At 70.4% G+C, this 24,703-nt stretch carries 16 protein-coding genes; 5 read left to right on the top strand and 11 right to left on the bottom strand.

Annotated elements, in window-relative coordinates; translation table 11 throughout:
* Positions 1–91: 91 nt before the first annotated feature.
* From JOY88_RS15600 to uvrA, 8 genes are all read right to left on the bottom strand, one after another.
* Positions 92–1,951, bottom strand: coding sequence for a patatin-like phospholipase family protein (locus JOY88_RS15600; protein ID WP_293503549.1), 1,860 nt, complete (start codon positions 1,949–1,951; stop codon positions 92–94).
* Positions 1,948–2,991 carry an adenylate/guanylate cyclase domain-containing protein gene (locus JOY88_RS15595; protein WP_293503548.1) on the bottom strand — a complete coding sequence of 348 codons (1,044 nt, stop codon included), beginning with the start codon at positions 2,989–2,991 and terminating at the stop codon, positions 1,948–1,950. The genes JOY88_RS15600 and JOY88_RS15595 overlap by 4 nt, the downstream gene beginning before the upstream one ends.
* A complete protein-coding gene (locus JOY88_RS15590) occupies positions 2,984–3,325 on the bottom strand; it encodes an Hpt domain-containing protein (RefSeq protein WP_293503547.1) in 342 nt (113 codons plus the stop codon). The genes JOY88_RS15595 and JOY88_RS15590 overlap by 8 nt, the downstream gene beginning before the upstream one ends.
* A 61-nt stretch (positions 3,326–3,386) precedes the next feature.
* A complete protein-coding gene (locus JOY88_RS15585; protein WP_293503546.1) occupies positions 3,387–5,579 on the bottom strand; it encodes a response regulator in 2,193 nt (730 codons plus the stop codon).
* The gene (locus tag JOY88_RS15580; protein ID WP_293503545.1) at positions 5,580–6,503 is read right to left on the bottom strand and encodes a response regulator; all 924 of its coding nucleotides are present in this window, start codon (positions 6,501–6,503) and stop codon (positions 5,580–5,582) included. It lies immediately after the preceding gene.
* A 44-nt stretch (positions 6,504–6,547) separates the two neighbouring features.
* Positions 6,548–8,929 carry a sensor histidine kinase gene (locus tag JOY88_RS15575; RefSeq protein ID WP_293503544.1) on the bottom strand — a complete coding sequence of 794 codons (2,382 nt, stop codon included), beginning with the start codon at positions 8,927–8,929 and terminating at the stop codon, positions 6,548–6,550.
* A gap of 58 nt (positions 8,930–8,987) precedes the next feature.
* On the bottom strand, positions 8,988–11,636 hold the full coding sequence (locus JOY88_RS15570; protein ID WP_293503567.1) for a S9 family peptidase: 2,649 nt from the start codon (positions 11,634–11,636) through the stop codon (positions 8,988–8,990).
* 101 nt (positions 11,637–11,737) lie between these two features.
* The gene (gene uvrA, locus JOY88_RS15565) at positions 11,738–17,362 is read right to left on the bottom strand and encodes an excinuclease ABC subunit UvrA (protein ID WP_293503543.1); all 5,625 of its coding nucleotides are present in this window, start codon (positions 17,360–17,362) and stop codon (positions 11,738–11,740) included.
* A 225-nt stretch (positions 17,363–17,587) separates the two neighbouring features.
* On the opposite strand from uvrA, the gene JOY88_RS15560 reads away from it, so the two are divergent.
* Both JOY88_RS15560 and JOY88_RS15555 read left to right on the top strand, forming a co-directional pair.
* Positions 17,588–18,100, top strand: coding sequence for a response regulator (locus JOY88_RS15560; protein ID WP_293503542.1), 513 nt, complete (start codon positions 17,588–17,590; stop codon positions 18,098–18,100).
* Between the two features lie 77 nt (positions 18,101–18,177).
* Positions 18,178–19,695 (top strand): malonate--CoA ligase, encoded by a 1,518-nt coding sequence (locus tag JOY88_RS15555; RefSeq protein ID WP_293503541.1) that lies wholly within the window; start codon positions 18,178–18,180, stop codon positions 19,693–19,695.
* Here the strand turns inward: JOY88_RS15555 and JOY88_RS15550 are convergent.
* Entirely contained in the window at positions 19,692–20,174 is a 483-nt protein-coding gene (locus JOY88_RS15550) for a 3'-5' exonuclease (protein ID WP_293503540.1), read from the bottom strand. The two genes, JOY88_RS15555 and JOY88_RS15550, sit on opposite strands and share 4 nt — an antisense overlap.
* Positions 20,175–20,205: 31 nt before the next feature.
* Positions 20,206–20,781 carry a hypothetical protein gene (locus JOY88_RS15545; protein WP_293503539.1) on the bottom strand — a complete coding sequence of 192 codons (576 nt, stop codon included), beginning with the start codon at positions 20,779–20,781 and terminating at the stop codon, positions 20,206–20,208.
* A 140-nt stretch (positions 20,782–20,921) separates the two neighbouring features.
* Here JOY88_RS15545 and JOY88_RS15540 point away from each other — a divergent pair, with 140 nt between their 5' ends.
* Positions 20,922–22,601 (top strand): methyl-accepting chemotaxis protein, encoded by a 1,680-nt coding sequence (locus tag JOY88_RS15540; protein WP_293503538.1) that lies wholly within the window; start codon positions 20,922–20,924, stop codon positions 22,599–22,601.
* A 116-nt stretch (positions 22,602–22,717) separates the two neighbouring features.
* Positions 22,718–23,881 (top strand): cyclopropane fatty acyl phospholipid synthase, encoded by a 1,164-nt coding sequence (cfa, locus tag JOY88_RS15535; protein WP_293503537.1) that lies wholly within the window; start codon positions 22,718–22,720, stop codon positions 23,879–23,881.
* Here the strand turns inward: cfa and JOY88_RS15530 are convergent.
* The gene (locus JOY88_RS15530) at positions 23,842–24,219 is read right to left on the bottom strand and encodes a nuclear transport factor 2 family protein (RefSeq protein ID WP_293503536.1); all 378 of its coding nucleotides are present in this window, start codon (positions 24,217–24,219) and stop codon (positions 23,842–23,844) included. The genes cfa and JOY88_RS15530 overlap by 40 nt on opposite strands.
* A gap of 88 nt (positions 24,220–24,307) precedes the next feature.
* Here JOY88_RS15530 and JOY88_RS15525 point away from each other — a divergent pair.
* The coding region (locus tag JOY88_RS15525; RefSeq protein ID WP_293503535.1) for an MFS transporter at positions 24,308–24,703 on the top strand (396 nt) is incomplete at its 3' end.

The following is a 24,703-nucleotide window of genomic DNA, read 5'->3' as shown; positions in this document are numbered from 1 at the left end:
ATGGGCAAACAGGCCGCATGTGGCGCTGCACATCCTCGCCGGGCAGCCGATCCGGCGCCGGTTCGCGCCTTGCCTGCAGCCTGTTTGCTCATCAACGCGACTCCGTCCGGTAGTGCCGATGGTCCCTCAGCAGGGCTTGGACCTCGGGGCGCGCAAGCACCTCCTCGGCGTGGGTATGGCCCTGCTCGACGATGGCGTCGAAGCGCTGCCAGGCCAGCAGCCCCACGCGCTCCAGCGGCGGGTTGAAATAGACGTCACAGGCGGCCTGCGCGGCGCGGCGGCGTGAGCTGCTATAGAGGATGGTCACATTGAGCAGATAGGCCGGCAGCGCGGGCAGGCGGTAGCGGCGCCGGCCGCGCGGACGCAGCCGGTCGCGCAGCAGCGCCCAGGGGCCGGGCACCTCGTCGAAGTCGAGCTTGCGGGCCTTGTGCAGGCTCAGGTCGGCGCCGATGACGCAACCGATGCCGCGCCGCGCGCGCATCAGGTCGACGGGGAAGTTGTTGAAGCTACCACCGTCGCAGAGCAGGTCACCGTCAATGACGACGGGCGGCAGCGCGCCGGGGATGGCCGTGCTGGCCCGCAGCGCGCGCTCCAACGGGCCATGGGTCAGCAGCAGCTCGCTGGCCTGGGAGTAATTGGTGGCGACGCAGTAGAAGGGCTTCCACAGGTCCTCGATGCCGGCCCGCTCGCCGACCAGGTTGGCCAGGGCACGGTCCAGGCTGGCGCGCAGCCGCCGGCCACGGATCAGCGAGATCAGCGGCAGCAGGTTGAAGTCGCCCGTCGGGTTGAGCCTGAAGGCCTCGCGCGCCACATCCGTGACGCGCGGCAACGGCTGGTCGCAGGCCACCAGCGCGGCCATCACCGAGCCCATGCTGGTGCCGCCGACGCAGTCGACTTCGACGCCATGCCGCTGCAAAGCGCGCAGCAGGCCCAGGTGGGAGAAGCCTCGCGCGCCGCCGCCGGCCAGCACCAGGCCCACGCCGCGGCGCGCCTGCAGGCGCGCCAACCGCGCCATGTCGCGGTCCAGGGCCGGCCGTACATGGAAATGCTCTGCCACCGGCCGGCGCGCCAGCCAAGCCGCCGTGCCGCGCGGCGCCGGCACGTCGGCCGCGTGCAGCAGCACCAGGATCTCGGCCGCCTCGGCGGACTGCGCCCGCGGCGGCCGCGAGACCAGGCATTGCGTCTCGCTGGCATGCACGGCCGGCACGGCGGCCGCATCGGCCAAAAGCAGCACCTCGTCGGCATGGCGGCAGCAGTTGCGCGTCCACGGCGTCGGCGCGGCATCGGCGACAAGCAGAACGTAGTCGTGGGCGGACTCGACCTCGTCCAGCCACCGCGACACCTCGCGGTCATGCACTGCGGCGTTGGCGCCCACGGCGGCCTGCACCGCCGCGGCGTCGATGACGCAGGCGCGGCCGAAGCGGCCCAGTTGCGCGGCCAGACCCGCCGCGAAGGCCGCCACGTCCACGCCTGCCGTGATGGGCAGGATGGCCTGCACGACTGGCGCTGCGAAAGGGGCCACGACATGCTCGGTCTGCAGCCGGTGCACGATCTGGCGCGTCAACGCGACCCCGACCCCCGCCTGACGCTCGATGAGCTGCAGGAACTGCGCCTTGTCCAGGCGCACCAGCAGCGAGTCGCGGATGGCGACGACGGTGGCCGAGCGCGGCGCATCCGTGTACAGGCTCATCTCGCCGATGACATGGCCCCGACCCAGCTCCCTGACCATGCGCGGCGCCTCGCCGTCCTGGCCCACATAGGCACGCAGCCGGCCGCTGACCGACAGGTACATCGAGTCGCCCGCCTCGCCCTGGCGCATCAGCGCCTGCCCGCCGGCCAGCTCCACCCAGGTCAGCTGTCCGCGCAGCAGGGACAGCGTGGCCGCGTCCAGCTCGCCGAAGGCCCGGGCCAGCAGCTCGTCGAGCAGGCGATCGTGGTAACCGCCGGTCATTCCAGCACCAACGCGAATACATCGATCGCGCTCGTCTTGCCCTTGAATTGCACCGGCCCGAGGGGCTCGCTGGGCAGCGCGTCGCCGAGCTGGGTCAGGGTCGCGGCGTCGAACAGCACCGCGCGGTCGGCCAGCTTGGTGTGCGCCTCCAGGCGCGCGGCGACATTGACCGTGTCGCCGATGCAGGTGTAGGTGGCGCGCTGGCGGGTGCCGGTGTAGCCGGCCACCACGTCGCCGCTGGCAATACCGACGCCGACGCGGATCTCGGGTCTTCCGCCGGCGCGCTGCTCCAGGCTGAACTGAGCCACCATCTCTATCATCTCGGCCGCTGCCAGCACGGCGCAGCGGCCGGCCGACTGCAGCGGCTGCGGCGCGCCGAAGATGGCCATCAGGCCGTCTCCTATCATCTGGTTGACGACGCCGCCATGGCCATTGATGGCCGCGAACATCAGCGTGTAGTAGGTGTTCAGCAGTTCGATGATGTCCTCTGGCGGCTGCGATTCCGCCAGTGTCGTGAAGCCGCGGATGTCGCAGAACATCACCGTCGCCTGCACCTTGCGCCCGCCCAGCGCGAAGCCCTCGGCCTCCAGCTCCTCGGCCACCTCGCGAGTCGCGAAGCGGCGCACCAGCTCGCGCTGCTGGTCGCGCAGGCGCTTGCGCTCGAGGCTGGCGTTGATGCGCGCCTTCAGCAGCACCAGGTTGACGGGCTTGTGCAGGTAGTCCTCCGCGCCCAGCTCGATGCAGCGCACGATGCGGTCCAGCTCCTCGACGGCCGAGGTCACGATGACCGGCAGCTCGCTGAGCTCGGGGCTGGCGCGCAGCCGCTCCAGCAGCTCGATGCCGTCCATGCCCGGCATGTGGATGTCAACCAGCAGCAGGTCGAAGCCCTCCTGCTGCACCCGCTGCAGCGCGGCAAGGCCGTCCTCCGCCATCTCGACCTGGTGGCCCAGCAGCTCGACGTGGCGGGCCAGCAGCAGGCGGTTGACGCGGTTGTCCTCGACCAGCAGGATGCGCGCGCGCTTGGCACGGCGGTCACGCATGGCGGCGCTCCCTCAGCGCGGCGGCGACGGCGTCGAACAGCGCGCCCAGTGCGTCGACGCGGGCCGCCGCAGTGCCGCCCAGTTCGGCCAGCGGCGTGTGCTCCAGCTCGCGCGCCGTGTCGGCGAAGGCCCGGGCGCCAAAGGTCACGCCGTTGCTCTTCAGTGAATGCGCGCCGCGGCGGAAGGCCGCGGCATCGCCGGCCGCGACAGCCGCACGCAGCGCCGCCAGGCCCTGCGGTCCGTCCTCCAGGAAGGAGTCGATCAGCTCGGGCATGAAGTCCGCCCCGGCGCTGTCCACCAGGGCAGCAAACACCTGTTCGTCGATCACCGCCATAGGACCCTCCTTTGCGCCGCGCCGCCGCGGCGCGCGTCAACGACCGATGCCAGGCCCGCCATCATGACCGCGGCGCCGAGTCTTGCAAGGCCTGCACCAGCGCCTCCACGCGGATGGGCTTGGTCAGGTAGTCGTCCATGCCCGCGGCGAGACAGGCCTCGCGGTCGCCCTGCATCGCGTTGGCCGTCATCGCGACGATGCGCGGCCGCCCCGCCCCCAGGCGCTCGACGATGAGCCGCGTGGCCTCCAGTCCGTCCATCTCGGGCATCTGCACATCCATCAGCACCAGGTCGTAGGGCTGGCGCTGCACGCATTCGACGGCCTCTACGCCGTTGGCCGCCACATCGGCGCGGTAGCCCATCTGGCCCAGCAGGCGCAGCGCCAGCTTCTGGTTCACGGCGTTGTCCTCGGCCAGCAGGATGCGCAGCGGATGGCGCGCGGCCAGCTGCGCGTCCAGCCGCGGCGCGGCGGGCGGCTCCGGCGCATGGACGGCCTCGTGGTGCAACACGGTCACGAGGGTATCGAAGAGCTGGCTCTGGCGCAGCGGCTTCATCATGACGGCGGCGAACAGCGACTCCTCCACCTCGCGCCGGCCCAGCGACGTGAACAGCACGCGCGGCAGCTCTGGCTTGACGTCGCGCAGCCGGTGCGCCAGCGCCACGCCGTCCATCTGCGGCATGTGCATGTCGACGACGATCAGGTCGAATGACTCGGCCATCACCATCTGCAAAGCCTCCGGCGCACTCTCGGTGTCACGCACGGTCATGCCCCATTTGGCGGCCTGCAGGGCCAGGATGCGGCGGTTGGTGGCGTTGTCGTCGACGACCAGCATGCGCCGGCCCTTCAGCGCCGGCTGGGCGCCGATGAACTCGCGCCGCGGCGCCTGCGCCTCGCTGCCCGCCACGGCCGGCAGCGTGAAGCGAAAGCAGCTGCCCCGGCCCGGACCGTCGCTCTCGGCCCACATGCGCCCGCCCATCAGCTCCACCAGGCGCTTGCTGATCGCCAGGCCCAGGCCGGTGCCGCCGTACTTGCGGGTGGTGCTGCTGTCGGCCTGGCTGAAGCTCGCAAACAGCCGGGACAGCCCCTCCTGAGTCAGCCCGATGCCGGTGTCGCGTACCGCGAAATGCAGCTCGCCGGCATGCAGCCGGACGCTGATGACGACCTCGCCGCGCTCGGTGAACTTGACCGCGTTGGACAACAGGTTGAGCAGCACCTGGCGCAGTCGCGTCACGTCGCCCAGCAGCGTCTGCGGCAGCTCCGTCTCTGGTTCGAAGGCCAGCTCCAGCCCCTTCTCGGCCGCGCGCACGGCCATCAGGTCCAGGGCCGACTCGATGCAGTCGCGCAGCTCGAAGGGGTGCTGCTCTATGCCCATGCGGCCGGCCTCGATCTTGGAGAAGTCCAGGATGTCGTTGATGATGGTCAGCAGCGTCTCGCCGCTGTCGCGGATGGTGGCGGCGTAGTCGCGCTGCTCGGCGCTCAGCGGCGTGTCCAGCAGCAGGCCGCTCATGCCTATGATGGCGTTCATCGGCGTGCGGATCTCATGGCTGACGGTGGCCAGGAAGGCCGACTTGTGCGCGCTCGCCGCTTCCAGCACGGCGGTGCGCTCGCGCACGCGCTGCTCGGTCAGCGCCTCGTTCAGGCGCCGGTTCTCGAAGCGCATGCGGATGGAGCTGCTCAGCGCCTTGGCGAACACATGCGCATACGCCAGCGAGCTCAACATGATGAGCAGCGTCGTCATGCCGAACAGGCTGGTCAGGTCGGCGCCGGCCGCCAGGCAGCTGAGCAGGAAGGGCAGCGCGCAGGGCAGGATGAAGGCATAGGCCAGCGGCAGCAGCACGGCCGTCGCGGTCGCGCAGCTGACGAACATGCCCAGCACCAGCACCAGCAGCACGGTCAGGCGTATGACCGTGGGCTCGAAGAACAGCGCGCCCGCCAGCCCCCAGGTCAGACCCAGCACCAGGTGGAAGACCCACTGCAGGCGCAGCCAGTCGCGGGCGCGGCCGGCGGCCACCCAGGGCTGGTGGCGCGGTAGCAGCAGCCCGTAGAAGACGGCCAGCAGCAGCAGCACCATGGCGGCCCAGCCGAGGAAGCGCTGCCTGTCCAGCCCTCCGCCATAGGCCAGGGCCGCCGCCAGCAGCGGCAGCACCAGCAGGGCGGCCGCCATGCCGGCGCGCATGTTGTCGGCCAGGATCTGCAGCCGGACCGCCAGCAGCTGCGCCTCGTCGACCTCGGTGCCTTGGTTCTGCGCGGTCATTCAGGCCTCCCTGGCCGTTGTTCTGAGGAGCGCCGCCGCAAGCGCTTCGACGCGGATGGGCTTGCTCAGGTAGTCGTCCATGCCTGCGGCAAGGCAGGCCTCGCGGTCGCCTTGCATCGCATTGGCCGTCATCGCGACGATGCGCGACCGCTCGCCTCCGGCCACGATGCGCCGCGACGCCTCCAACCCGTCCATCTCCGGCATCTGCACGTCCATCAGCACCATGTCGTAGGCCTGGCGCCGCACCGTCTCTACCGCCTCCAGCCCGTTCGCCGCCAGGTCGGCCCGGTAGCCCATCTGCTGCGGCAGCCGCAGCGCCAGCTTCTGGTTCACGGCGTTGTCCTCCACCAGCAGGATGCGCAGCAGGTGGCGGCCGCCGAGGCCGGCGTCCAGGCGCGGCGCCGTCGGCGCCGGCTCCCCGGCGAGGGTGGCGGCCAGCCGGATGTCGGCCTCGCTGTAGCCATGCTCACGCCCGGCGTTATCCGCCCCCCGCTGGCCGCGCAGCTTGTCGCCGCCCCCCGCGACGACGGCGTCGACATCGAGCGGCGCAGCCAGGCCCCGCTGGGCGCCACGAACGACCTCCAGCTCCGCTTCGGGCGCGGCGCTCATGGCGCACTCCCCTGCGGCCGCGTCTGCGCCGGCGCGGCCACCAGCAGCTCGCCGCGGCGCATCTGCACCCCGCCCTGCCTCAGGCGGGCGCGCAACCGCCAGGCGGGGCGGCTGGGCAACCAGCCGGGCCAGCGCCTGGGCAGCCACCGCCACGGCGGCCAGGTCGCCCAGCGCGACGAAGCTCTCGACACGCGGCTCCAGCCCCCGTCCCTCGGCCCGCCAAACCGCGCTGGCATCGATCAGGCGCTGGTGCCGGCCCGACCGGGCCAGGTCGGCCAATTCCTCCAGCGGGGCGGCATCGGGGCGCAAGGGCATCGCGGCAGGGAGCGAAGCTTGGGGCGCCGGCAGTCTAGTCCGCTCTAGTCTGCCTGTGGCAGCGTCAGCCTCATGACCGTCCCCAATGGGCCGGTACGCAACAGTTCCGCGCTGCCGCCGTGCATGTCCATAACGCGGCGCACGATGTACAGGCCCAGACCATGCCCCGATTCGGTTACGCCGCTGCCGCGAGCGCCGCGCGTGAACAGCCGCTGCAGCAGCTCGCGCGGGATACCCGGGCCGGCGTCGGCCACCTCCAGCTGCAGGGCTGGTGGCTCGTCGAAGTCCATCACATGCAGCGTGACGGTGCTGACGCCGGGCGCGTACTTCAGCGCGTTGGACAGCAGGTTGCGCAACGCAAGCCGCAGCAGGCTCATGTCCATCAGCGCCGTGCGCGTGGCCGTGTGCCGGTTCACGACAACGCGGTCGCGCAGCTCGCGCGGCAGGTCGGCGATGGTCACGGCGATCAGCGTGTCGATGTCAGTGTCCTCGCGGGTGATGCGGCCGCCGCCGGCGAGCAGGCTGGCGGCGGCCAGCGTGTTGTCGACACCGGCCAGCACGGTGCCCAGCACGGCCTGGGCGCGCGTGAGCCGCTCCTGCGCCTGGCGCTCGCCACGGCCGGCCAGGCTGGCAGCGGCGCTCTGCAGCGCCGCGCTGGCGTTGTTCAGCGGCTGGCGCACCTCATGGGCCAGAACGTCCAGCATCTCGGAGCGCTCGCGCAGCAGCTGGTCCAGTTCCTGCACATGGCGCTCGGTGCGGCGGCGCATGCGCTGCTCGTGGGCCAGTTCGGCGCGGCGCTGCAGGTCCTCGGTGATGTCGTTCACCAGCGCCAGCGCCCGCAACGGCTGCCCCTCGGGGGTGTACTCGGCCACGGCCGAGATCAACACGTCGCGCAGCATGCCGTCGGCGCAGACCAACTGCACCGGGCTGTCGCCGACCTGGCCGTCGCGCCACAGCGCCGGACGGTAGACCTCGCGCACCCGGCGGGCCGACTCGGGCGTCATGAACTCCTCCACGGCACGGCCGACGACCTGGGCGCGCTCGTAGCCCAGGCGCTCCAGCCAGCGGTCCGACACGCTGAGCACGCGGCCGTCGGCGTCGACCGAGTGCATCAGCGCCGGCGTCGACTCGTACAGCGCGCGCAGGCGCTGGCGGTTGCGCTCCAGCTCGGCGGCGGCACGGTGATGCTCTGTGACGTCCTGGACGGCGCCCACCAGGCGCACCGGCACGCCGTCCTGCCAGTCGACCTGGCCCTGGGTCAGCACCCAGATCTCGCGGCCGCGTGCGGTCACCATGGGCAGCTCCAGGCTCCAGGGCTCGCCATGCTGGATGGCGCGCTGCACGGCGGCCTCGATGAGCGGTCGGGCCTCGGGCCTGTAATAGCCTATGCCCTCCTGCAGCGTCGGCCGGTGGCCCGGCTCGACGTCGTGGATGCGGCAGGTCTGGTCGCTCCAGATGACTTCGCCGGTCTGCAGGTCCAGGCTCCAGCCACCGACGCCGGCGACGCGGCCGGTGCGGTCCAGCAAGGCCTTGCTGTCGCGCAGCTCGCGCTCGGTGCTGATGCGGTCGGTCACGTCCTCGACGATGCCGACGAAGCCGCGCAAGGCCCCGTCCGGCGCCAGCAGCGGCCGGGCACGCGCCCAGACCTGGCGCAACCCGCCGCCGCGGCGCAGGCGATAGCGCATCTCGAAGGGCTGGCGCTGCGCGACGCTGCGCTGCCAATGGTCCAGCACCGAGACCAGGTCCTGTGGCGCCAGTATCTCGGCCCAGCCCTCGCCGAGGCTGGCCTGCGCCGACAGTCCGCACAGGCGCTGCCAGGTCGCATTCGTGTAGATGTAGCGACCACGGGCGTCGGTGCGGAAGACGCCCAGCGGCGCCGTCTCGGCCAGCACGCCGAAGGGTTGGGCGGCGGCCTCCGGGTCGGCGCGATGCAGGGTCCTCTCGCGCATCATCAAGGCCTCGGCAGCGACATCGGCCAGACGGGTCAGCGCCTCGCGCTGGGCCTCGCTGAGCTCGCGCGGCCGGAAATCGACGACGCACAGCGTGCCGGGATGGCTGCCGTCGTCCAGGCGAATGGGCACGCCGGCATAGAAGCGCAGCGGCGGGCTGGCCAGCACGTCGGGGTGGTCGACGAAGCGCGCGTCCAGCCGCGCATCCTGGACCTCGAACAGGCCATCGGCCAGCAGCGTGTGGGCGCAGAAGGTCAGCGCGCGCGGCGTCTCGCTGCGGCCGAAGCCGACGGCGGCCTTGAACCACTGGCGCCTCTCGTCCAGCAGGCCGAGCAGCGCAACGGGCGTGCCGCAGATCTGCGCGGCCAGCGCGGCCAGGTGGTCGAACAGCGGCTCGGGCTCGCTGTCCATGATGGACAGCGCCGCCAGCCGTTCGAGGCGTCGGTCTTCGTCGGGCGGCGGGGGCGGGATCACCATAGCCGAGAGCTTAGGGCCTGTCGGCGCCATGGCAACGTGCCGCCCCGGCCGGGCCGGGTCAGGGCGCCGCGCGGCCCAGGTTGCGTAGCCAGAAGGCCTCGTATTTGCGATGCCAGCCGGCGGGCTTGACGACGCCGCCCAGGGCATGCACGCCGTCCGGGTCCAGGAACAGCTCGACCAGGGACTCCTTGCCCGAGTCCAGCAGCTCGCGGTAGACGTTGACGGTGTCCTGGTACAGCACGTTGGGGTCCTGCATGCCATGCACCAGCAGCAGCGGCTTCCTCAAGCCCTTGGCCAGCGGCAGCAGCGAGTACTTGCGCAGCACGGGCTTGGTCCGGTCCGTGGCCTTGCCGATGGTGCGGCCGCTGTACCAGCTGTTGTAGTTCTCCCATTCGGTCGGGCCGGCGCCGGCGATGCCGGCGGCGAACACGTCGGGGTGCGTGTACATCGTGTACTGGGTCTGGAAGCCGCCAAAGCTCCAGCCGTTCAGGCCGATGCGGCCGGCGTCAACGCCGAACTGCCGGGGCAGCAACTTGGCGAGGTCTTCCAGGTCCTCGGCCTGGGGCTCGCCGGCGCGCTCCCAGTTGGCGTCGGAGAACTTGCGGCCGTAGTTGCTGTGGCCGCGCGGGTCCACGGCAACGGTCACGTAGCCATGCTTGGCGGCCATGTACTGGCCGAACATGTAGGCGGTGGCCTGGAAGCTGTCGACCTCGACGATGTGGCGGTCGTTCAGCGGGCCGCCGTAGACGTAGACGACGGCGGGACGCTTGTCGCTGGCCTGCCAGCCGGCGGGCTTGAAGACATAGCCCTCGATGCGGTCGCCGTGGCGGTTGGTGTAGTGGAAGCGCTCGGGCTGCAGCAGCTTCAGGTCGGCCCAGGCCTTGTCGCTGCTGTCGGTCAGCGTGCGCGGTGCCGCCTTGGCGTCGGCGGAGAGCAGCTTGAGCTCGGGGCGCTGGGCCCAGTTGCCTGCGTTGGCGGCGACCCAGCGGCCGTCCTCCGAAGACGCCGCGGCGCGGTGGAACTCACCGGCTGCACCCAGGGCCTGGGTGGCGCCGCTGGCGATGTCGACGCGCAGCACGTTCATCGCCGCCATGTCGCCCTGGTTGGCCAGCACGAAAAGCGCCTTGCTGTCGGGCGTGAAGCCGGCGATCTGGTGGGCCTCGAACTGGCCCTTGACGAGCGGGCGCAGCGCCTTGCTGGCCACGTCAATGGCCCAGGGCTGGCGCCAGCCGGACTCGTCGAGGACGAGCACCAGCGTCTTGCCGTCCGGCGTGAAGCGCGGCCTGAGAACGTTGACGACCTCGTGGCCCACGTCGCCGCGGCGCTCCAGCACCATCTCGGGCTTGGCGGCCTCATCGGCCTTGCCGAGGTAGACGCGCAGCAGCTCCTTGTCGCGCTCCCAGGTCGTGAACGCATAGCGGCTGCCGTCGCGCGCCCAGGCCACGTCGCTCATCTCGAACCAGACGTCGCCGCCTGCGTTCGTGAACACCGGCGCGGGCTGCTTGCGCGGTGCCTCACCGGCGCCAGCGGGCACCTGGCGGATGTAGAGGGCCAGCGGCGGCTGGGTACGCTTGTCGTCCGACACCTCGCGGTTGACCTTCTTGGCCGTGGCCCAGCGCTCGCTGTAGCTCATGATCTCGACCTGGCGGCCGGCCGGCGCGGGCTTGTCGTCGGCCGTCTTCAGCGGCGCCTTGGCCAGCAGCGACATCCAGCGGCCGTCCTCGCTGACGGCGGTCTGGTCGATCTTGTACTTCTTCTGCTCGTCGTCCGGGTGGATGAGCTCGCGGTTGACGACCTGCACGCCGGCCTGCTTGAAGCCCATGCGCAGCACGCGGGTCTCGTCGGTGTAGAGCACGCCGCCATCGTCGGCCGTATAGCCCACCAGGCGCAGCTCGCGCTGCGTGGCAACCAGCGGTGTGGGCGCCTTGTCGTCCGCCTTCCAGCGGTAGAGGCCGCCGCGGTACTGGAAGACCAGCTCGTCCGCCTTGCGCGCCCAGGCGAACTGGACCGGGCCGGGGTAGAGGTCGGCGGGCTTGAGCTTGTCGCGGGCGAGCTTCTTCTTCAGCTCGTCACGCAGCTCCCACAGCTCCTTCTCCTTGTCGTCCTTCTTCTCTGCCGCAGAGGCCGCGGCCGCCGGGGCCGGAGCAGGCTTGCCGGCGCGCTGGGCGGCCAGCACGGCGGCGGCGTACTTCTCCGCATCGGCATCGGCCTTGTCGGCGGCCTTCTGCGCGTCGTCCTTGGCCTTCTTCTCGGCCAGCTCCTTCTTCAAGGTCTCGATGGCGGTGGTTTCCCACTGCGAGAGGTCGACCTTCTCGCCGCGCAGATAGGCCTGCTGCGCGACCTCGCGGGCCTGGCGCTCTGCGTACTCGGCCTGGCGTTGCTTTAGCTTCTTGTCGAAGCGCTCCATATCCTCGGGCGCCTCGAAGGCGGCCATCACCTGCGGCGAGGTGACGCGCTGGGTCTTGCCGGTCTTGGTGTCATGCACCCAGAGGTCGGTGCCGGGCTCGCCGAAGGGGCTCCAGAGGTAGGCGAGGTAGCGGCCGCTGCGGCTGAAGGCGGCATCCTTGGCCGGCTCGCTGCGATAGGGCTCGGCGCGGAAGATCTGCTCCAGCGAGGGAACGGCGGCGGCGGGCGTTTGCGCCTGCAACGGCAGGGCGGCCGACAAGGCCAGGGCAAGGGCCAGGCTGCCGACGGCAGCGAAGGTCACGGGCTTCAAGGGGGGTCTCCTGAATTCGCCCCCTAGGGTTAGGGGCGGCGAATTCTAGGGAACCCACACCGCCTCCCCCACTCGTCACACCCGCAGCGTCCTCACACCGCCGTCCTGGCGAGCACCGGCTTGAGCGCCACGCCGGTGTGGCTGCCGCCGGCCACCACCTGCTCAGGCGTGCCCGCGACAACGACACGCCCCCCCGCATCCCCGCCCTCCGGCCCCAGGTCCAGCACCCAGTCCGCCTCGGCGATGACGTCCAGGTCATGCTCGATGACGACGACCGAATGCCCGCCCGCCACCAGGCGGTGCAAGACACGGATCAGCTTCTCCACGTCCGCCATGTGCAGGCCCACCGTCGGTTCGTCCAGCACATAGAGCGTGTGGGGCGCCTTCTGGCCGCGGCGCGTCACGTCGTCACGCACCTTGACGAGTTCGGACACCAGCTTGATGCGCTGGGCCTCGCCCCCCGACAGTGTCGGCGACGGCTGGCCCAGCGTCAGATAGCCCAGGCCCACGTCCTTCAGCAGCTGCAGCGGATGCGCGATGGACGGCATGGACGCAAAGAACTCGACCGCCTCGTCGACCTCCATGGCCAGCACATCGCCGATGCTCTTGCCGCGCCAGCTGACGCCCAGCGTCTCGGGATTGAAGCGCTGGCCGTGGCATTGGTCGCAGGGCACCTTCACATCGGGCAGGAAGCTCATCTCTATGGTCTTCATGCCTTGGCCTTCGCAGCCGGGGCAGCGGCCCTCGCCGGTGTTGAAGCTGAAGCGCCCCGGCGCGTAGCCGCGCGCCTTGGACTCCAGCGTCTCGGCGAACAGCTTGCGGATGGCGTCCCAGAAGCCGATGTAGGTGGCCGGGCAGGAGCGCGGCGTCTTGCCTATGGGTGTCTGGTCGACCTCCAGGACCCGGTCCACCTGCGCATGGCCAGCGATGCCGTCGCAACCCGCCCACGTCGCGGGCGCCTTCCTCAACGGCACGGCCACGGCCATGTTGGCCAGCAGCACGTCGCGCGCCAGCGTGGATTTGCCGGAGCCCGACACGCCCGTCACGGCCACCAGGCGGTACAGCGGCACATCCACCGTCACGCCCTTGAGGTTGTGCAACGCCGCGTTCAGCACCGTCAGCTTGGGCGCTTCGCGGTCGATCGAACGGCGCGGCTGCAGCGGGTGGATCAACGGCCTGGCCAGCATGCGGCCCGTCGTCGATTCCGGCTGCAACGCCAGCTCGGCCGCCGTGCCCTGGGCCACGACGCGGCCACCGCGCTTGCCGGCGCCGGGGCCGATGTCGATGATGTGGTCGGCGCGACGGATCGTGTCCTCGTCGTGCTCGACCACCACCAGCGTGTTGCCCTTGTCGCCCAGCGTTGCCAGAGCCTTCAGCAGGATCTGGTTGTCGCGCGGATGCAGGCCTATGGTGGGCTCGTCCAGCACATAGCAGACACCCTGCAGATTGCTGCCGAGCTGGGCGGCAAGGCGGATGCGCTGGGCCTCGCCGCCCGACAACGTGGGCGCGGCGCGGTCCAGCGTCAGATAGCCCAGGCCGACCTCTTCGAGGAACTCCAGCCGGCCCAGGATCTCGCTGACGACGTCGCGGGCGATGTCGGCATCTCGGCCTTCGAGGCGCAGGCCCTGCACCCATTCGCGCGCCTCGCCCACGCTCCAGGCGGCGACGTCGCCAATGCCCTTGTCCTCGAACTCGACAGAGCGCGCGGTCGGGTTCAGTCGGGTGCCGTGGCAGTCGGGGCAAACGGCGTCGGTCAGCCCCTCGACCTCGGCCTCCTCCGATGGGAAGCTCTGCTCGCGGCCGCGGTTGTCGTCGGCCTGCACGCTGTCGTCCAGCGCCTTGCGCTGCTCGCGCGTCAGGCTCAGGCCCGTGCCCACGCAGCTGGTGCACCAGCCATGCTTGGAGTTGTAGGAGAACAGTCGCGGGTCCAGCTCGGGATAGCTGGTGCCGCAGACCGGGCAGGCGCGCTTGGTGGAGAAGACCTTGACCGTGCCGACACCGGCGCCGGTCGCACCGTCTTCCAGGCTCAATCCATCCAGCGGCGCCAGCAGGTGCAGCACGCCCTTGCCGGCGTCCAGCGCCTTGGCGAGCAGCTCGCGCAGTTCGGCCTCGCGCTCGGGCTCGATGACGAGGTCGCCGACGGGCAGCTCCAGCGTGTGCTCCTTGAAGCGGTCGATGCGCGGCCAGGGCGATGTCGGCAGGAACTCGCCGTCCACGCGCAGATGGGTGTGGCCGCGGCCCTTGGCCCACTTGGCGAGGTCGGTGTAGACGCCCTTGCGGTTGACCACCAGCGGCGCCAGCAGGCCCACATGCTGGCCGCGGTAGTCGCGCATCAGCTGGGCAGCGATGGACTCCACGCTCTGTGGCCGCACCGGCGCGCCGTCGTTGACGCAGTGCTGCACGCCCAGCTTCACGTACAGCAGGCGCAGGAAATGCCAGACCTCGGTCGTCGTCGCGACCGTGCTCTTGCGGCCGCCGCGGCTCAGGCGCTGCTCGATGGCGACCGTGGGAGGAATGCCCCAGACCGCATCCACCTCGGGCCGGCCCGCCGGCTGCACGATGCTGCGGGCGTAGGCGTTCAGCGATTCGAGGTAGCGGCGCTGGCCTTCGTTGAACAGGATGTCGAAGGCCAGCGTGGACTTGCCCGAGCCCGACACGCCCGTCACGACATTGAACTTGCCGCGCGGGATGTCGACGCTCATGCCCTTGAGGTTGTGCTCGCGGGCGTTGACGATCTTGATGGCCTCGTCGGCTGCGCGACGCGCGCGCACGATGGACTGCAGCGGCCGGCCCTCTTCCACGACGACGGCCGGGCGGTCCATGTGCAGTGCGTAGTCGCGCAGCGCCGCGGCCGTGTGCGAGGTCGGGTGCTGGGCCACGGCCTCGGGCGTGCCGACGCAGACCAGCTCGCCACCGCCCTCGCCGCCCTCCGGGCCGAGGTCGATGAGCCAGTCGGCCGCACGGATCACGTCGAGGTTGTGCTCGATGAGGATGAGCGAGTGGCCGGCGCTCAGCAGCTTGCGCATCGCGCGCATCAGCTTGGCGATGTCGTCGAAGTGCAGGCCCGTGGTCGGCTCGTCGAACAGGAACAGCGTACCCTTCTTGGCGACACCGAAGCGCGGGTTGCTCGCGGCCTCGGCGAGGAAGCCGGCGAGCTTGAGACGCTGGGCCTCGCCGCCGGACAGCGTCGGCACCGGCTGGCCCAGGCGCACGTATTCCAGGCCCACGTCGACGATGGGCTGCAGCTTGGTCACCACGGCGCGGTAGTCGCCGAACAGGTTCACGGCCTCGGCGACCGTCAGTTCCAGCACGTCGGAAACGCTCAGGTCGCGATCCTTCAGCGCCAGCTTGACATCCAGCATCTCGGCGCGGAAGCGCTTGCCGTCGCAGTCCGGGCAGCGCAGGTAGACATCGCTGAGGAACTGCATCTCCACATGCTCGAAGCCCGAGCCGCCGCAGGTGGGGCAGCGGCCGTCGCCGGCATTGAAGCTGAACATGCCGGCGCTGTAGCTGCGCTCGACGGCCAGCGGCGCATCGGCGAACAGCTTGCGGATCTCGTCGAAGGCGCCGACGTAGCTGGCCGGGTTGGAGCGCGCCGTCTTGCCGATGGGCGACTGGTCGACGAAGACCGCATCGGCCAGGTGGTCCGCACCCAGCAGGCGCTCGTGCGCGCCGGGCGCCTCGGTGGCCTTGCCGAACTGGCGGGCCAGGGCCGGGTAGAGCACGTCCTGCATCAGCGTGCTCTTGCCCGAGCCGGACACGCCGGTGACGACCACCAGGCGCTGCAGCGGGAACTCGACCGACACGCCTTTCAGGTTGTGCTCGCGCACGCCCTCGAGAAGGAGCCTGGGCGTGCCCTCCTCGACGGGGCGCTTCAGCCCCATGCCCACATGCTTGCGCGCGCCCAGGTAGGCGCCAGTCAGCGTGTCGGCCGCGCGGATCTGCTCGGGCGTGCCGTCGAAGACGATCTGGCCGCCGCGCTCGCCGGGGCCTGGGCCCATGTCGATGAGGCGGTCCGCGGCCAGCATGACGGCCGGGTCGTGCTCGACGACGACCAGCGTGTTGCCGGCGTCGCGCAGGCGCAGCATGGCCTGGTTGATGCGGCCCATGTCGCGCGGGTGCAGGCCGATGCTGGGCTCGTCCAAGACGAACAGCGTGTTGACCAGCGAGGTGCCCAGCGCCGTCGTCAGGTTGATGCGCTGCACCTCGCCGCCGGACAGCGTGCGGCTCTGGCGATCCAGCGTCAGATAGCCCAGGCCCACGTCGCAGAGGTAGCGGCTGCGGTGGCGGATCTCGTCCAGCAGCAGCTTCAGCGCCTCATCCAGCATCGTGCTGGGCAGTTGCAGGCCGTCGACAAAGTCACGCAGGCGCTGGATGGGCAACTGCATCAGGTCGTGCAGGGAAAGGCCCGGCAGCGTCTCCAGCTGCTCGCGGCTCCAGTCCACGCCGACCGGCAGGAAGCGCTGCGCGGCTGGCAGCGCGGCATCGGCCAGGGTCTTGCTGCCTACGCGCCACAACAGTGCCTCGGTCTTGAGCCGAGCGCCACGGCAGGCCGGGCATTCGGTGTAGCTGCGGTACTTGGACAAGAGCACGCGGATGTGCATCTTGTAGGCCTTGCTCTCCAGGTAGTCGAAGAAGCGCTTGACCCCGTACCACTGCTTGTTCCAGTTGCCGCTCCAGTTCGGCGTGCCGGCGATGACCCATTCGCGCTGGGCCTGGCTCAGCTCCTTCCACGGCGTATCGCGCGGGATGCCGGCCTCGCCGGCGTACCTCAGCAGGTCCTCCTGGCAGTCCTTCCAGGCCGGCGTCTGCATGGGCTTGATGGCGCCGTTGCGCAAGGTCTTGCGCTCGTCGGGGATGACCAGCCCCAGGTCCACGCCGATGACGCGGCCGAAGCCGCGGCAGCTGTCGCAGGCGCCGAAGGCCGAGTTGAAGGAAAACAGCGCCGGCTGCGGGTCGGCGTAGCGGATGTCGCTTTCAGGGCAATGAAGGCCGGTGGAAAAACGCCAGAGCGTGGCGCCATCGTCACCGACGTGAACATTCACCCGGCCGCCACCGCGCTTCAGGCCCAGCTCGATGGCCTCCATCGCACGCTGTCTGTCGGCCCCCTGGATGCGGAAGCGGTCGGCCACCACGTCCAGCACTTTCTTGCCCTCCACCTCGCGCTCGCCCTGCACGCGTGTGAAGCCGCTTGCGGACAGCCACTGCTGCACCTGCTCGGCCGTCGTGTTGGCGGGCAGCTCGACGGGGAAGCTGAGCACCAGCCTGGGGTCCTCGGCCGCGGTCCTGGCCATCAGCTCCGCATAAATGCTCTGCGCCGTGTCATGCCTGACCGGCAGCGCCGTCTTGCGATCGAACAACTCGGCCGCGCGCGCATAAAGCAGCTTCAGATGGTCATTCAGCTCCGTCATCGTGCCCACCGTGGAGCGGCTGGTACGCACGGGATTGGTCTGGTCGATGGCGATGGCCGGGGGCACGCCGTCCACCTTGTCGACGGCGGGGCGGTCCATGCGATCCAGGAACTGGCGCGCGTAGGCCGAGAAGGTCTCCACATAGCGGCGCTGGCCCTCGGCATAGAGGGTGTCGAACACCAGGCTGGACTTGCCCGAGCCACTGGGCCCGGTCACGACGGTCAGCTCCGCGGTGCGCAGATCCAGGTCGAGGTTCTTGAGGTTGTGCTGCCGAGCGCCTCGGATGCGGATCAGACCGTCAGACATTGCTGGGTAGGGGGCCAAAACGACGAAGGCAAGCAGTGTAGGGACGCGGGTTGACGAAAACTGTCAGCACACACGGCCGCCAGGCTGTCGATCGGCATCGGCGACCGACCGCGACTCAACGGCTTTGTGAAGGCTCGTGGGTTGCGCGGGGCTGCGGCTGCGGCAACAATGGCTCACGGTCCATGCGGGGCCAGAGTAGAAGAACAAACTGATCAAGGACATGGGATGGACAAGTTGAGGTTGCCCGAACCAGCACCGGTGCTGGTTCCGTTCTGGCTGAACGCCGCCGCCCAGGGTGCCGGCGTCGACATGCCGGAACCGGGCGAGGGTGGAATCTCGCCGGGCCTGCGCCAGGCCCAAGTTCTGCTTGTCGAGGACAACCACATCAACCAGGTCGTCGCGCTGGAGTTCCTTGCGCTGATGGGCGTACAGGCCCGCCTGGCCCGCAACGGCATCGAAGCCCTGGCGGCCTGCGCCGCCGCCGCCCCTGATCTGGTGCTGATGGATATCCAGATGCCCGGCATGGATGGCCTGGAATGCGCCCGCCGCATCCGCGCACTGCAGCGCGAGGGACGGCTGCCGGCCTTCCCCATCCTCGCGCTGACGGCGCACGCGCTGGACGCCGACGTGGCGGCCAGCCTGGAGGCCGGCATGGACGAGCACCTGACCAAGCCGCTGGACTTCGTCGCGCTGCGCACGCGGCTGCAGCGCTGGCTGAAGCTGCCCGAGCAGAACTGAGGGCCCCTCGCCCAGGGAGTACCTTGGGTGGTCCCCCGAGGGGACGCCGTGCCGCCGGCTTTGATAATCGCGCGGTCATGAACCTCTACACCGCCCTGCGCGCCGGCTTCCCGGCCGACCTCGACGCGACCGCCATCGATGCCGAAGGCGCCCTCTACAGCTGGCGCGACCTGGAGCGCGGCAGCGCGATGCTGGCCAACTGGCTGGAGCGACTCGACCTGCCGGCCGGCAGCCGCATCGCCGCGCACACGGACAAGAGCGTCGAGGCGCTGCTCCTCTACCTCGCCGTGCTGCGCGCCGGCTTCGTCTACCTGCCGCTGAACCCGGCCTACCAGGCCGGCGAACTTGAGCATTTCATCGGCGATGCGGCGCCGGGCGTCGTCGTCTGCGCGGGCCGGAACTTCGGCTGGGTCAGCAAGCTGGCCTTCCAGCGCGGCGTGCGCTGGGTCTTCACGCTCAACGACGACCGCAGCGGCACGCTGCTGGACCGCGCCATGCAGATGAGCGACATGCACGAGCCCGTGGCGCGCGCCAGCGGCGACCTGGCCGCCATCCTCTACACCAGCGGCACCACCGGGCGCAGCAAGGGCGCCATGCTCAGCCACGGCAACCTGCTGAGCAACGCGCAGACGCTGAAGGGCTTCTGGGACTGGCAGCCCGATGACGTGCTGCTGCACGCGCTGCCCATCTTCCACGTGCACGGCCTCTTCGTCGCCTCGCATGGTGCGCTCCTGAACGGCAGTCGCATGCTTTGGTTCAACCGCTTCGACGCCGCCGCCGTGGCCCGCCGCCTGCCCGAGGCCAGCGTCTTCATGGGTGTGCCGACGCTCTACGTGCGGCTGCTGCAGGAGAAGGCGCTGGACTGCGGTCGCATGCGCCTCTTCATCAGCGGCTCGGCGCCGCTGCTCATCGAGACCTGGCGTGACTGGCAAGCCCGCACCGGTCACATGATCCTGGAGCGCTACGGCATGAGCGAGACGCTGATGCTGACCTCCAACCCCTGCAGGCCCGGGGACGGCGAGCAGGGCCGACGCATAGGCGGCACCGTCGGCCCGGCGCTGCCGGGCGTCGGGCTGCGCATCGTGCGCGACGACGGCGGCCCCTGCCCCACGGACGAGATCGGCCATGTGCAGGTGCGCGGGCCCAGCGTCTTTGCCGGCTACTGGCAGATGCCGGAGAAGACGGCCGAGGAGTTCACGGCCGACGGCTGGTTCAAGACCGGGGACGTCGGCCGCGTGGGCGCCAACGGCTATCTGACGCTGATCGGCCGCAGCAAGGACCTCATCATCAGTGGCGGCTTCAACGTCTACCCGGCCGAGATCGAGGGCCTGCTGAACGAGCTGCCCGGCGTCGGCGAGTCGGCCGTCATCGGCGTGCCGCATCCGGACTTCGGCGAGGCCGTCGTCGCCGTCGTCACGCCGCGCGGAGCCGACCGACCCGACCCCGAGGTGCTGATCCGCACGCTCAAGGCCCGCATCGCCGGCTTCAAGGTGCCCAAGCGCGTCATCGTCACGACCGAGCTGCCGCGCAATGCGATGGGCAAGGTGCAGAAGAAACTGCTGCGCGAGCAGCAGGCCGGACTGTTCCTGTCCTAGTTCTTGATCTCGCCCAAGGCCAGCTGCAGCACGCGCGCGTCGCTGCTGGCGCGGTGGCGGGTGAGCTGCTCGCGCAGACGCACGGCCTCGGTGACACCGCGCCAGCGCTGCGCCTCTGCCTCGCTGAGCAGCCGGCGCAGGTCATCCAGCCGGAAGCTCTGCCTCCGGCCCGCGGCATCGAAGAGCCGCGCCAGCCAGGAGTAGTCCTGGCCCCAGCCATCGCAGTAGACGGTCTGGCCGGCCAGACGCTCATTGAGCTGCTCGGCCATCCAGGCGGCGCTGCGGCCGTGGCGTCGCAGCAGCTCGCGGCTGATGCCGTGCAAGGCCTCGGCGGCGGGGTCCCAATGCAGCCAGTCGGGCTCCGGCCGCACGAGGCCGCAGAACAGGTCGCCGTCCGCTGCCACGAAGCCCACCTCGATGGGGTAGCTGCCGCGGCCCAGGCCCGAGGCTTCGATGTCGAGGATGGGCGGCAACTGCATCGGCCGAGTATGAAGCGGCCTGATGCACAAGTTACACAGGGTTGTCGATCACCTGCTCACGCTCGAACAGCTGCAGCGCCGCGCGGCCGACCTGGCGCGTGTCCCACCAGGCATAGGCGCCCACGCCCGCCGCGCCCACCAGCGGCACCCAGCGCGACAGCGCCCGGCTGGCCGCCTTGCGGCCCAGGTGGATGCCGACCGCCTCGGCCGCGCGCTGCAGCAGCGCCTGGGCAGCCGGGCGCACGATGACGCGCTCGCCGACGCGCACGCCCAGGTCGCGCAGCGCCTGCGCGGCCGTGTGGCGGAACAGGCACCACAGCATCTGCGCCGGGCCCAGCTCGGCGCTGCGGCCATAGAGGGCAGCGATGTCAGCGACCAGTTGGCGCTGGATGTGCCAGACGGCCAGCATCTCCGGCGCGATGGTGGCCCAGCCCAGCGGGCCCGGTGGCAGCGCCAGGGTGCCGGCGGCCAGCGCCGCCTTGCCCGCCGCACCATCGATGGCGCGCACCGCAGCGTCGCGCGGCCGCGGGCTCGGTGTGCAGCCGGGTTCGGGCGGCTGCACCACCAGAGCCAGCACCCTCTCGCTCAGATTCGTCTCGATTCCCATGCCCGCACTCCATCGCCGTCCGTGGCTCAAACGCAGCCAGGGTCTTGCGCCACGCCAACAGAATGGCACAGACTTGCGTCGCCACAACGGCGAGGCGGCGACAACCCTGCGGGGGCATCACGTCACAGGGAGGGAAACAGATGAGATTGCTCACCGACCTGCGCATCGGCCTGCGCCTGGGATTGGCCTTTGCCATCTCGATCGCCTTCAGCGTGCTGCTGGCACTGTATGCCCGCAGCCAGCTCGAGCGCGTCAACGACGAGCTCACGCTGATGGTCGAGGACCGCCTCGTCAAGGTCGAGCAGCTGCATACGATCAAGGACAACCTCAACCGCATCGCCCGCGCGGTGCGCAACGTCGCGCTGCTGCACGACGCGGCGGCCCAGCAGAAGGAGATCGCCACCATCGAGGAGGCGCGCTCGCGCAACGCCGCACTGCTGCAGACGCTGGAAGCCTCGATCCGGTCCGACCAGGGTCGCGACCTGCTGGCCAAGGTGACCGAGGCGCGACCGCCCTACAACGCGTCGGTGCAGCGCGTGCTGGGCTTGGGCCTGAAGGGTGAGGCCGACGCCGCGCGCGACCTGCTGCTCGGCGAGACCCGGCCGCTGCAGCAGCGCTACTTGACGGCGCTCGAAGGCCTGATCGACTTCCAGAAGGAGCTGATGCAGTCCTCGGCCAAGAGCGCCGACCGCCTGGTGAACTTCGCGGCCGTCGCGATGCTCGTCGCCGCCGCTGCCGCCATCGCCATCGGCGCGACGCTGGCCCTGCTGATCACGCGCTCGGTGGTGATTCCCATCCGGCAGGCCGTTGATGCGGCCGAGACCGTCGCCACGGGCGACTTGCGCCTGAAGCTGACCACCCAGCGCCGCGACGAGCCCGGCCAGTTGCTCGGCGCGCTGCAGCGCATGAACGATGCCCTCGTCGGCATCGTCGGCGCGGTGCGCGGCAACGCCGACAGCGTCGCCACCGCCAGCGGCCAGATTGCGCAGGGCAATGCCGACCTCAGCCAGCGTACCGAGCAACAGGCCAGCAACCTGCAGGAAACAGCCGCGTCGATGGAGGAGCTGAGCGCCACCGTCAGGCACAACACCGACACCGCGCGCCAGGCCGCCCAGCTGGCCGACAGCGCGGCCGGCGTCGCCAGCAGCGGTGGCCAGATCATGGGCCAGGTCGTCGACACGATGGAGCAGATCACGGCCAGCTCCAAGAAGATCGTCGACATCATCGGCACCATAGACGGCATCGCCTTCCAGACCAACATCCTGGCACTGAACGCCGCGGTGGAGGCCGCGCGCGCCGGCGAGCAGGGCCGCGGCTTCGCCGTCGTGGCCGGCGAGGTACGGACCCTGGCGCAGCGCAGCGCCGCCGCGGCGCGCGAGATCAAGACACTGATCGGCGCCAGCGTCGAGCGCGTGCAGGCCGGCAACGCCCTGGTCGGCGAGGCGGGGCGCACCATGGACGAGGTCGTCGGCCAGGTCCGCCGCGTGGCCGACCTGATCAGCGAGATCAGCGCCGCCAGCAGCGAGCAGAGCAAGGGCCTGGGCGAGATCGGCGAGGCCGTCAGCCAGCTCGACCAGGTCACCCAGCAGAACGCCGCCCTGGTGGAGGAGAGCGCCGCCGCGGCCGAGAGCCTGCGCGTGCAGGCCGGCCAGCTGGCCGAGGCTGTGGCGGCCTTCAAGCTGGACGCGGCACCGCGGCCGGCCAGGGGCTCCGCGCCACGACCCGCAGCCATCGTTGCCAGGGCCAGCCCCGCCCCCCTGCTCGCACAGGACGCCCCCGCCACCGCCGCGGCAGCCGACCATGAATGGGCGTCGTTCTAGGACGACTCGCGCTGCCTGACCGCCGATGCACTGCCGCTATCGGGGGCATTGACGACTTGAGACGACAGGGCCGTGCGGCGCGGGCAAACTTGGGCACAGCTTCGAGAACGCCACGCATGTTGTCCCTGCCCGCCCTCAACGTCGAACCGCCGGCCGTGCTGAGCCAGCTGCTGGCGCGCGCCGACGTGCGCTTCAACGGCACGCGGCCCTGGGACATGCGGGTGCACGACCCGCGCCTGTACCGCCGGCTGCTGACGCAATGGTCTCTTGGCGCAGGCGAGGCCTATGTCGACGGCGACTGGGACTGCGAGCGCCTGGACCTGCTGTTCGAGCGCCTGCTGCGCACCGACCTCGACCGCACGGCGCCCCCCGCGGCGCGGCTAAGGCTGCTGCTGGAAGGCCTGCGCCAGCGCCTGTTCAACCTGCAGAGCGTGGCGCGCGCCCATCAGGTCGGCGAGCGCCATTACGACGTCGGCAACGACGTCTTCGAAGCCATGCTGGACTCGCGCATGATCTATTCCTGCGGCTACTGGGAGCATGCGCAAGACCTGGAACAGGCCCAGGAGCACAAGCTCGCGATGATCTGCCGCAAGCTGGAGCTGCGACCCGGCGAGACGCTGCTGGACATCGGCTGCGGCTGGGGCGGACTGGCCCGCTACGCAGCCGAGCGGCATGGCGTGGCGGTCACCGGCGTGACCATCAGCAAGGAGCAGCTGGCGCTCGCCGAGCAGCGCTGCGCCGGTCTGCCAATCACGCTGCTGCTGCAGGACTACCGCTCGCTACGGGGCCGCTTCGACAAGATCGTGTCGGTGGGCATGTTCGAGCATGTGGGGCTGAAGAACTACGCCACCTACTTCGACACCGCGCGCCGCCTGCTGGCACCCGCGGGCCTGTTCCTGCTGCACACCATAGGCGTGGACCGCCGCACGCCGCACACCGACCCCTGGATAGAGCGCTACATCTTCCCCAACGGCAAGCTGCCCTCCCCCGCAGAGCTGGGCGGCGCGCTGGAGGGCTGCTTCATCATCGAGGACTGGCACAACTTCGGCCTCGACTACGACCGCACGCTGATGTGCTGGGCCGAGCGCTTCGAGGCCGCCTGGCCGCGGCTCAGCGCCCGCTACGACGCAGCCTTCCGCCGCATGTTCCGCTACTACCTGCTGAGCTGCGCGGGCTTCTTTCGCTCGCGCCAAGGCCAGCTCTGGCAGTTGGTGCTGAGCAGGCCGGAGCGGGGCGGGGTCTATCGCTCGTTCAGGCCGGCCGCCGCACCCTCCTCCTGATCGCCGCGGCCGATGTAGGCGCGGATGGCCGAGATGCGGCCGTCCGCGTCGATGTCGAACACGTCCACGACGAAGAGGGTGTCTCGCCCGTCAACGATGATGCGCAGTTCGGCCGCCACGCCGCCTTCGCGCTCGTAGGCCGCCAACACGTCGATCCGCAGCTGCTCTGCGGCGTCGAAGTGGCGGCGCGTCTCGGCCAGCGCCGCGGCCTTGCCCACGACGCGGATCTTCCAGTCGCGCAGCACGACGCCCTCGGCCAGCATCGGCGCGATGGCGGCGAGGTCGCGCCCGGCGTAGGCGGCCAGGTAGGCATGCACGAGGTCCAGGCGGGTGGTCATGGCGCAATCGGCGCGGACGGGCCGCGATCATCTCCCAGGGATGACTCCCGGGCCCGCGGCGCGACCGCGCCTGGACAATCGCCGCCCCATGAACCGACTCCGACAGCTCCAGGCACGCATTCCCGAAGGGTCTGCCGTGCTCTTCATGATCCAGGTTTTCGCGACGCTGGGCTTCGCGGTGCTGCAGTCCACGCTGGTGCTTTACGCCACCCGCCGCATGGGCTTCAGCAACGACGGCGCGGCACTGATGATGGGCCTGTTCGGCGCCTTCAACTACGGGCTGCACCTGTTCGGGGGTTACCTGGGCGGGCGCTTCCTGAGCAACCGCAACCTGTTCGTGGGTGGCATGGTGCTGCAGGTGATCGGCTGCGCCTGTATCGCGGGCGGTACCGTCGGGCTCATGTACTGGGGGCTGGCGCTCTTCCTCACGGGCAGCGGGCTCAACGTCACCTGCCTGAACATGATGCTGACGCAGCGTTTCGAG

It is taken from the genome of Roseateles sp. (assembly GCF_019237615.1).
Taxonomy (GTDB): domain Bacteria; phylum Pseudomonadota; class Gammaproteobacteria; order Burkholderiales; family Burkholderiaceae_C; genus Pelomonas.
The sequence above is the reverse complement of the archived record's forward strand: the minus strand, read 5'-3'. Positions and strand labels throughout refer to the sequence as shown.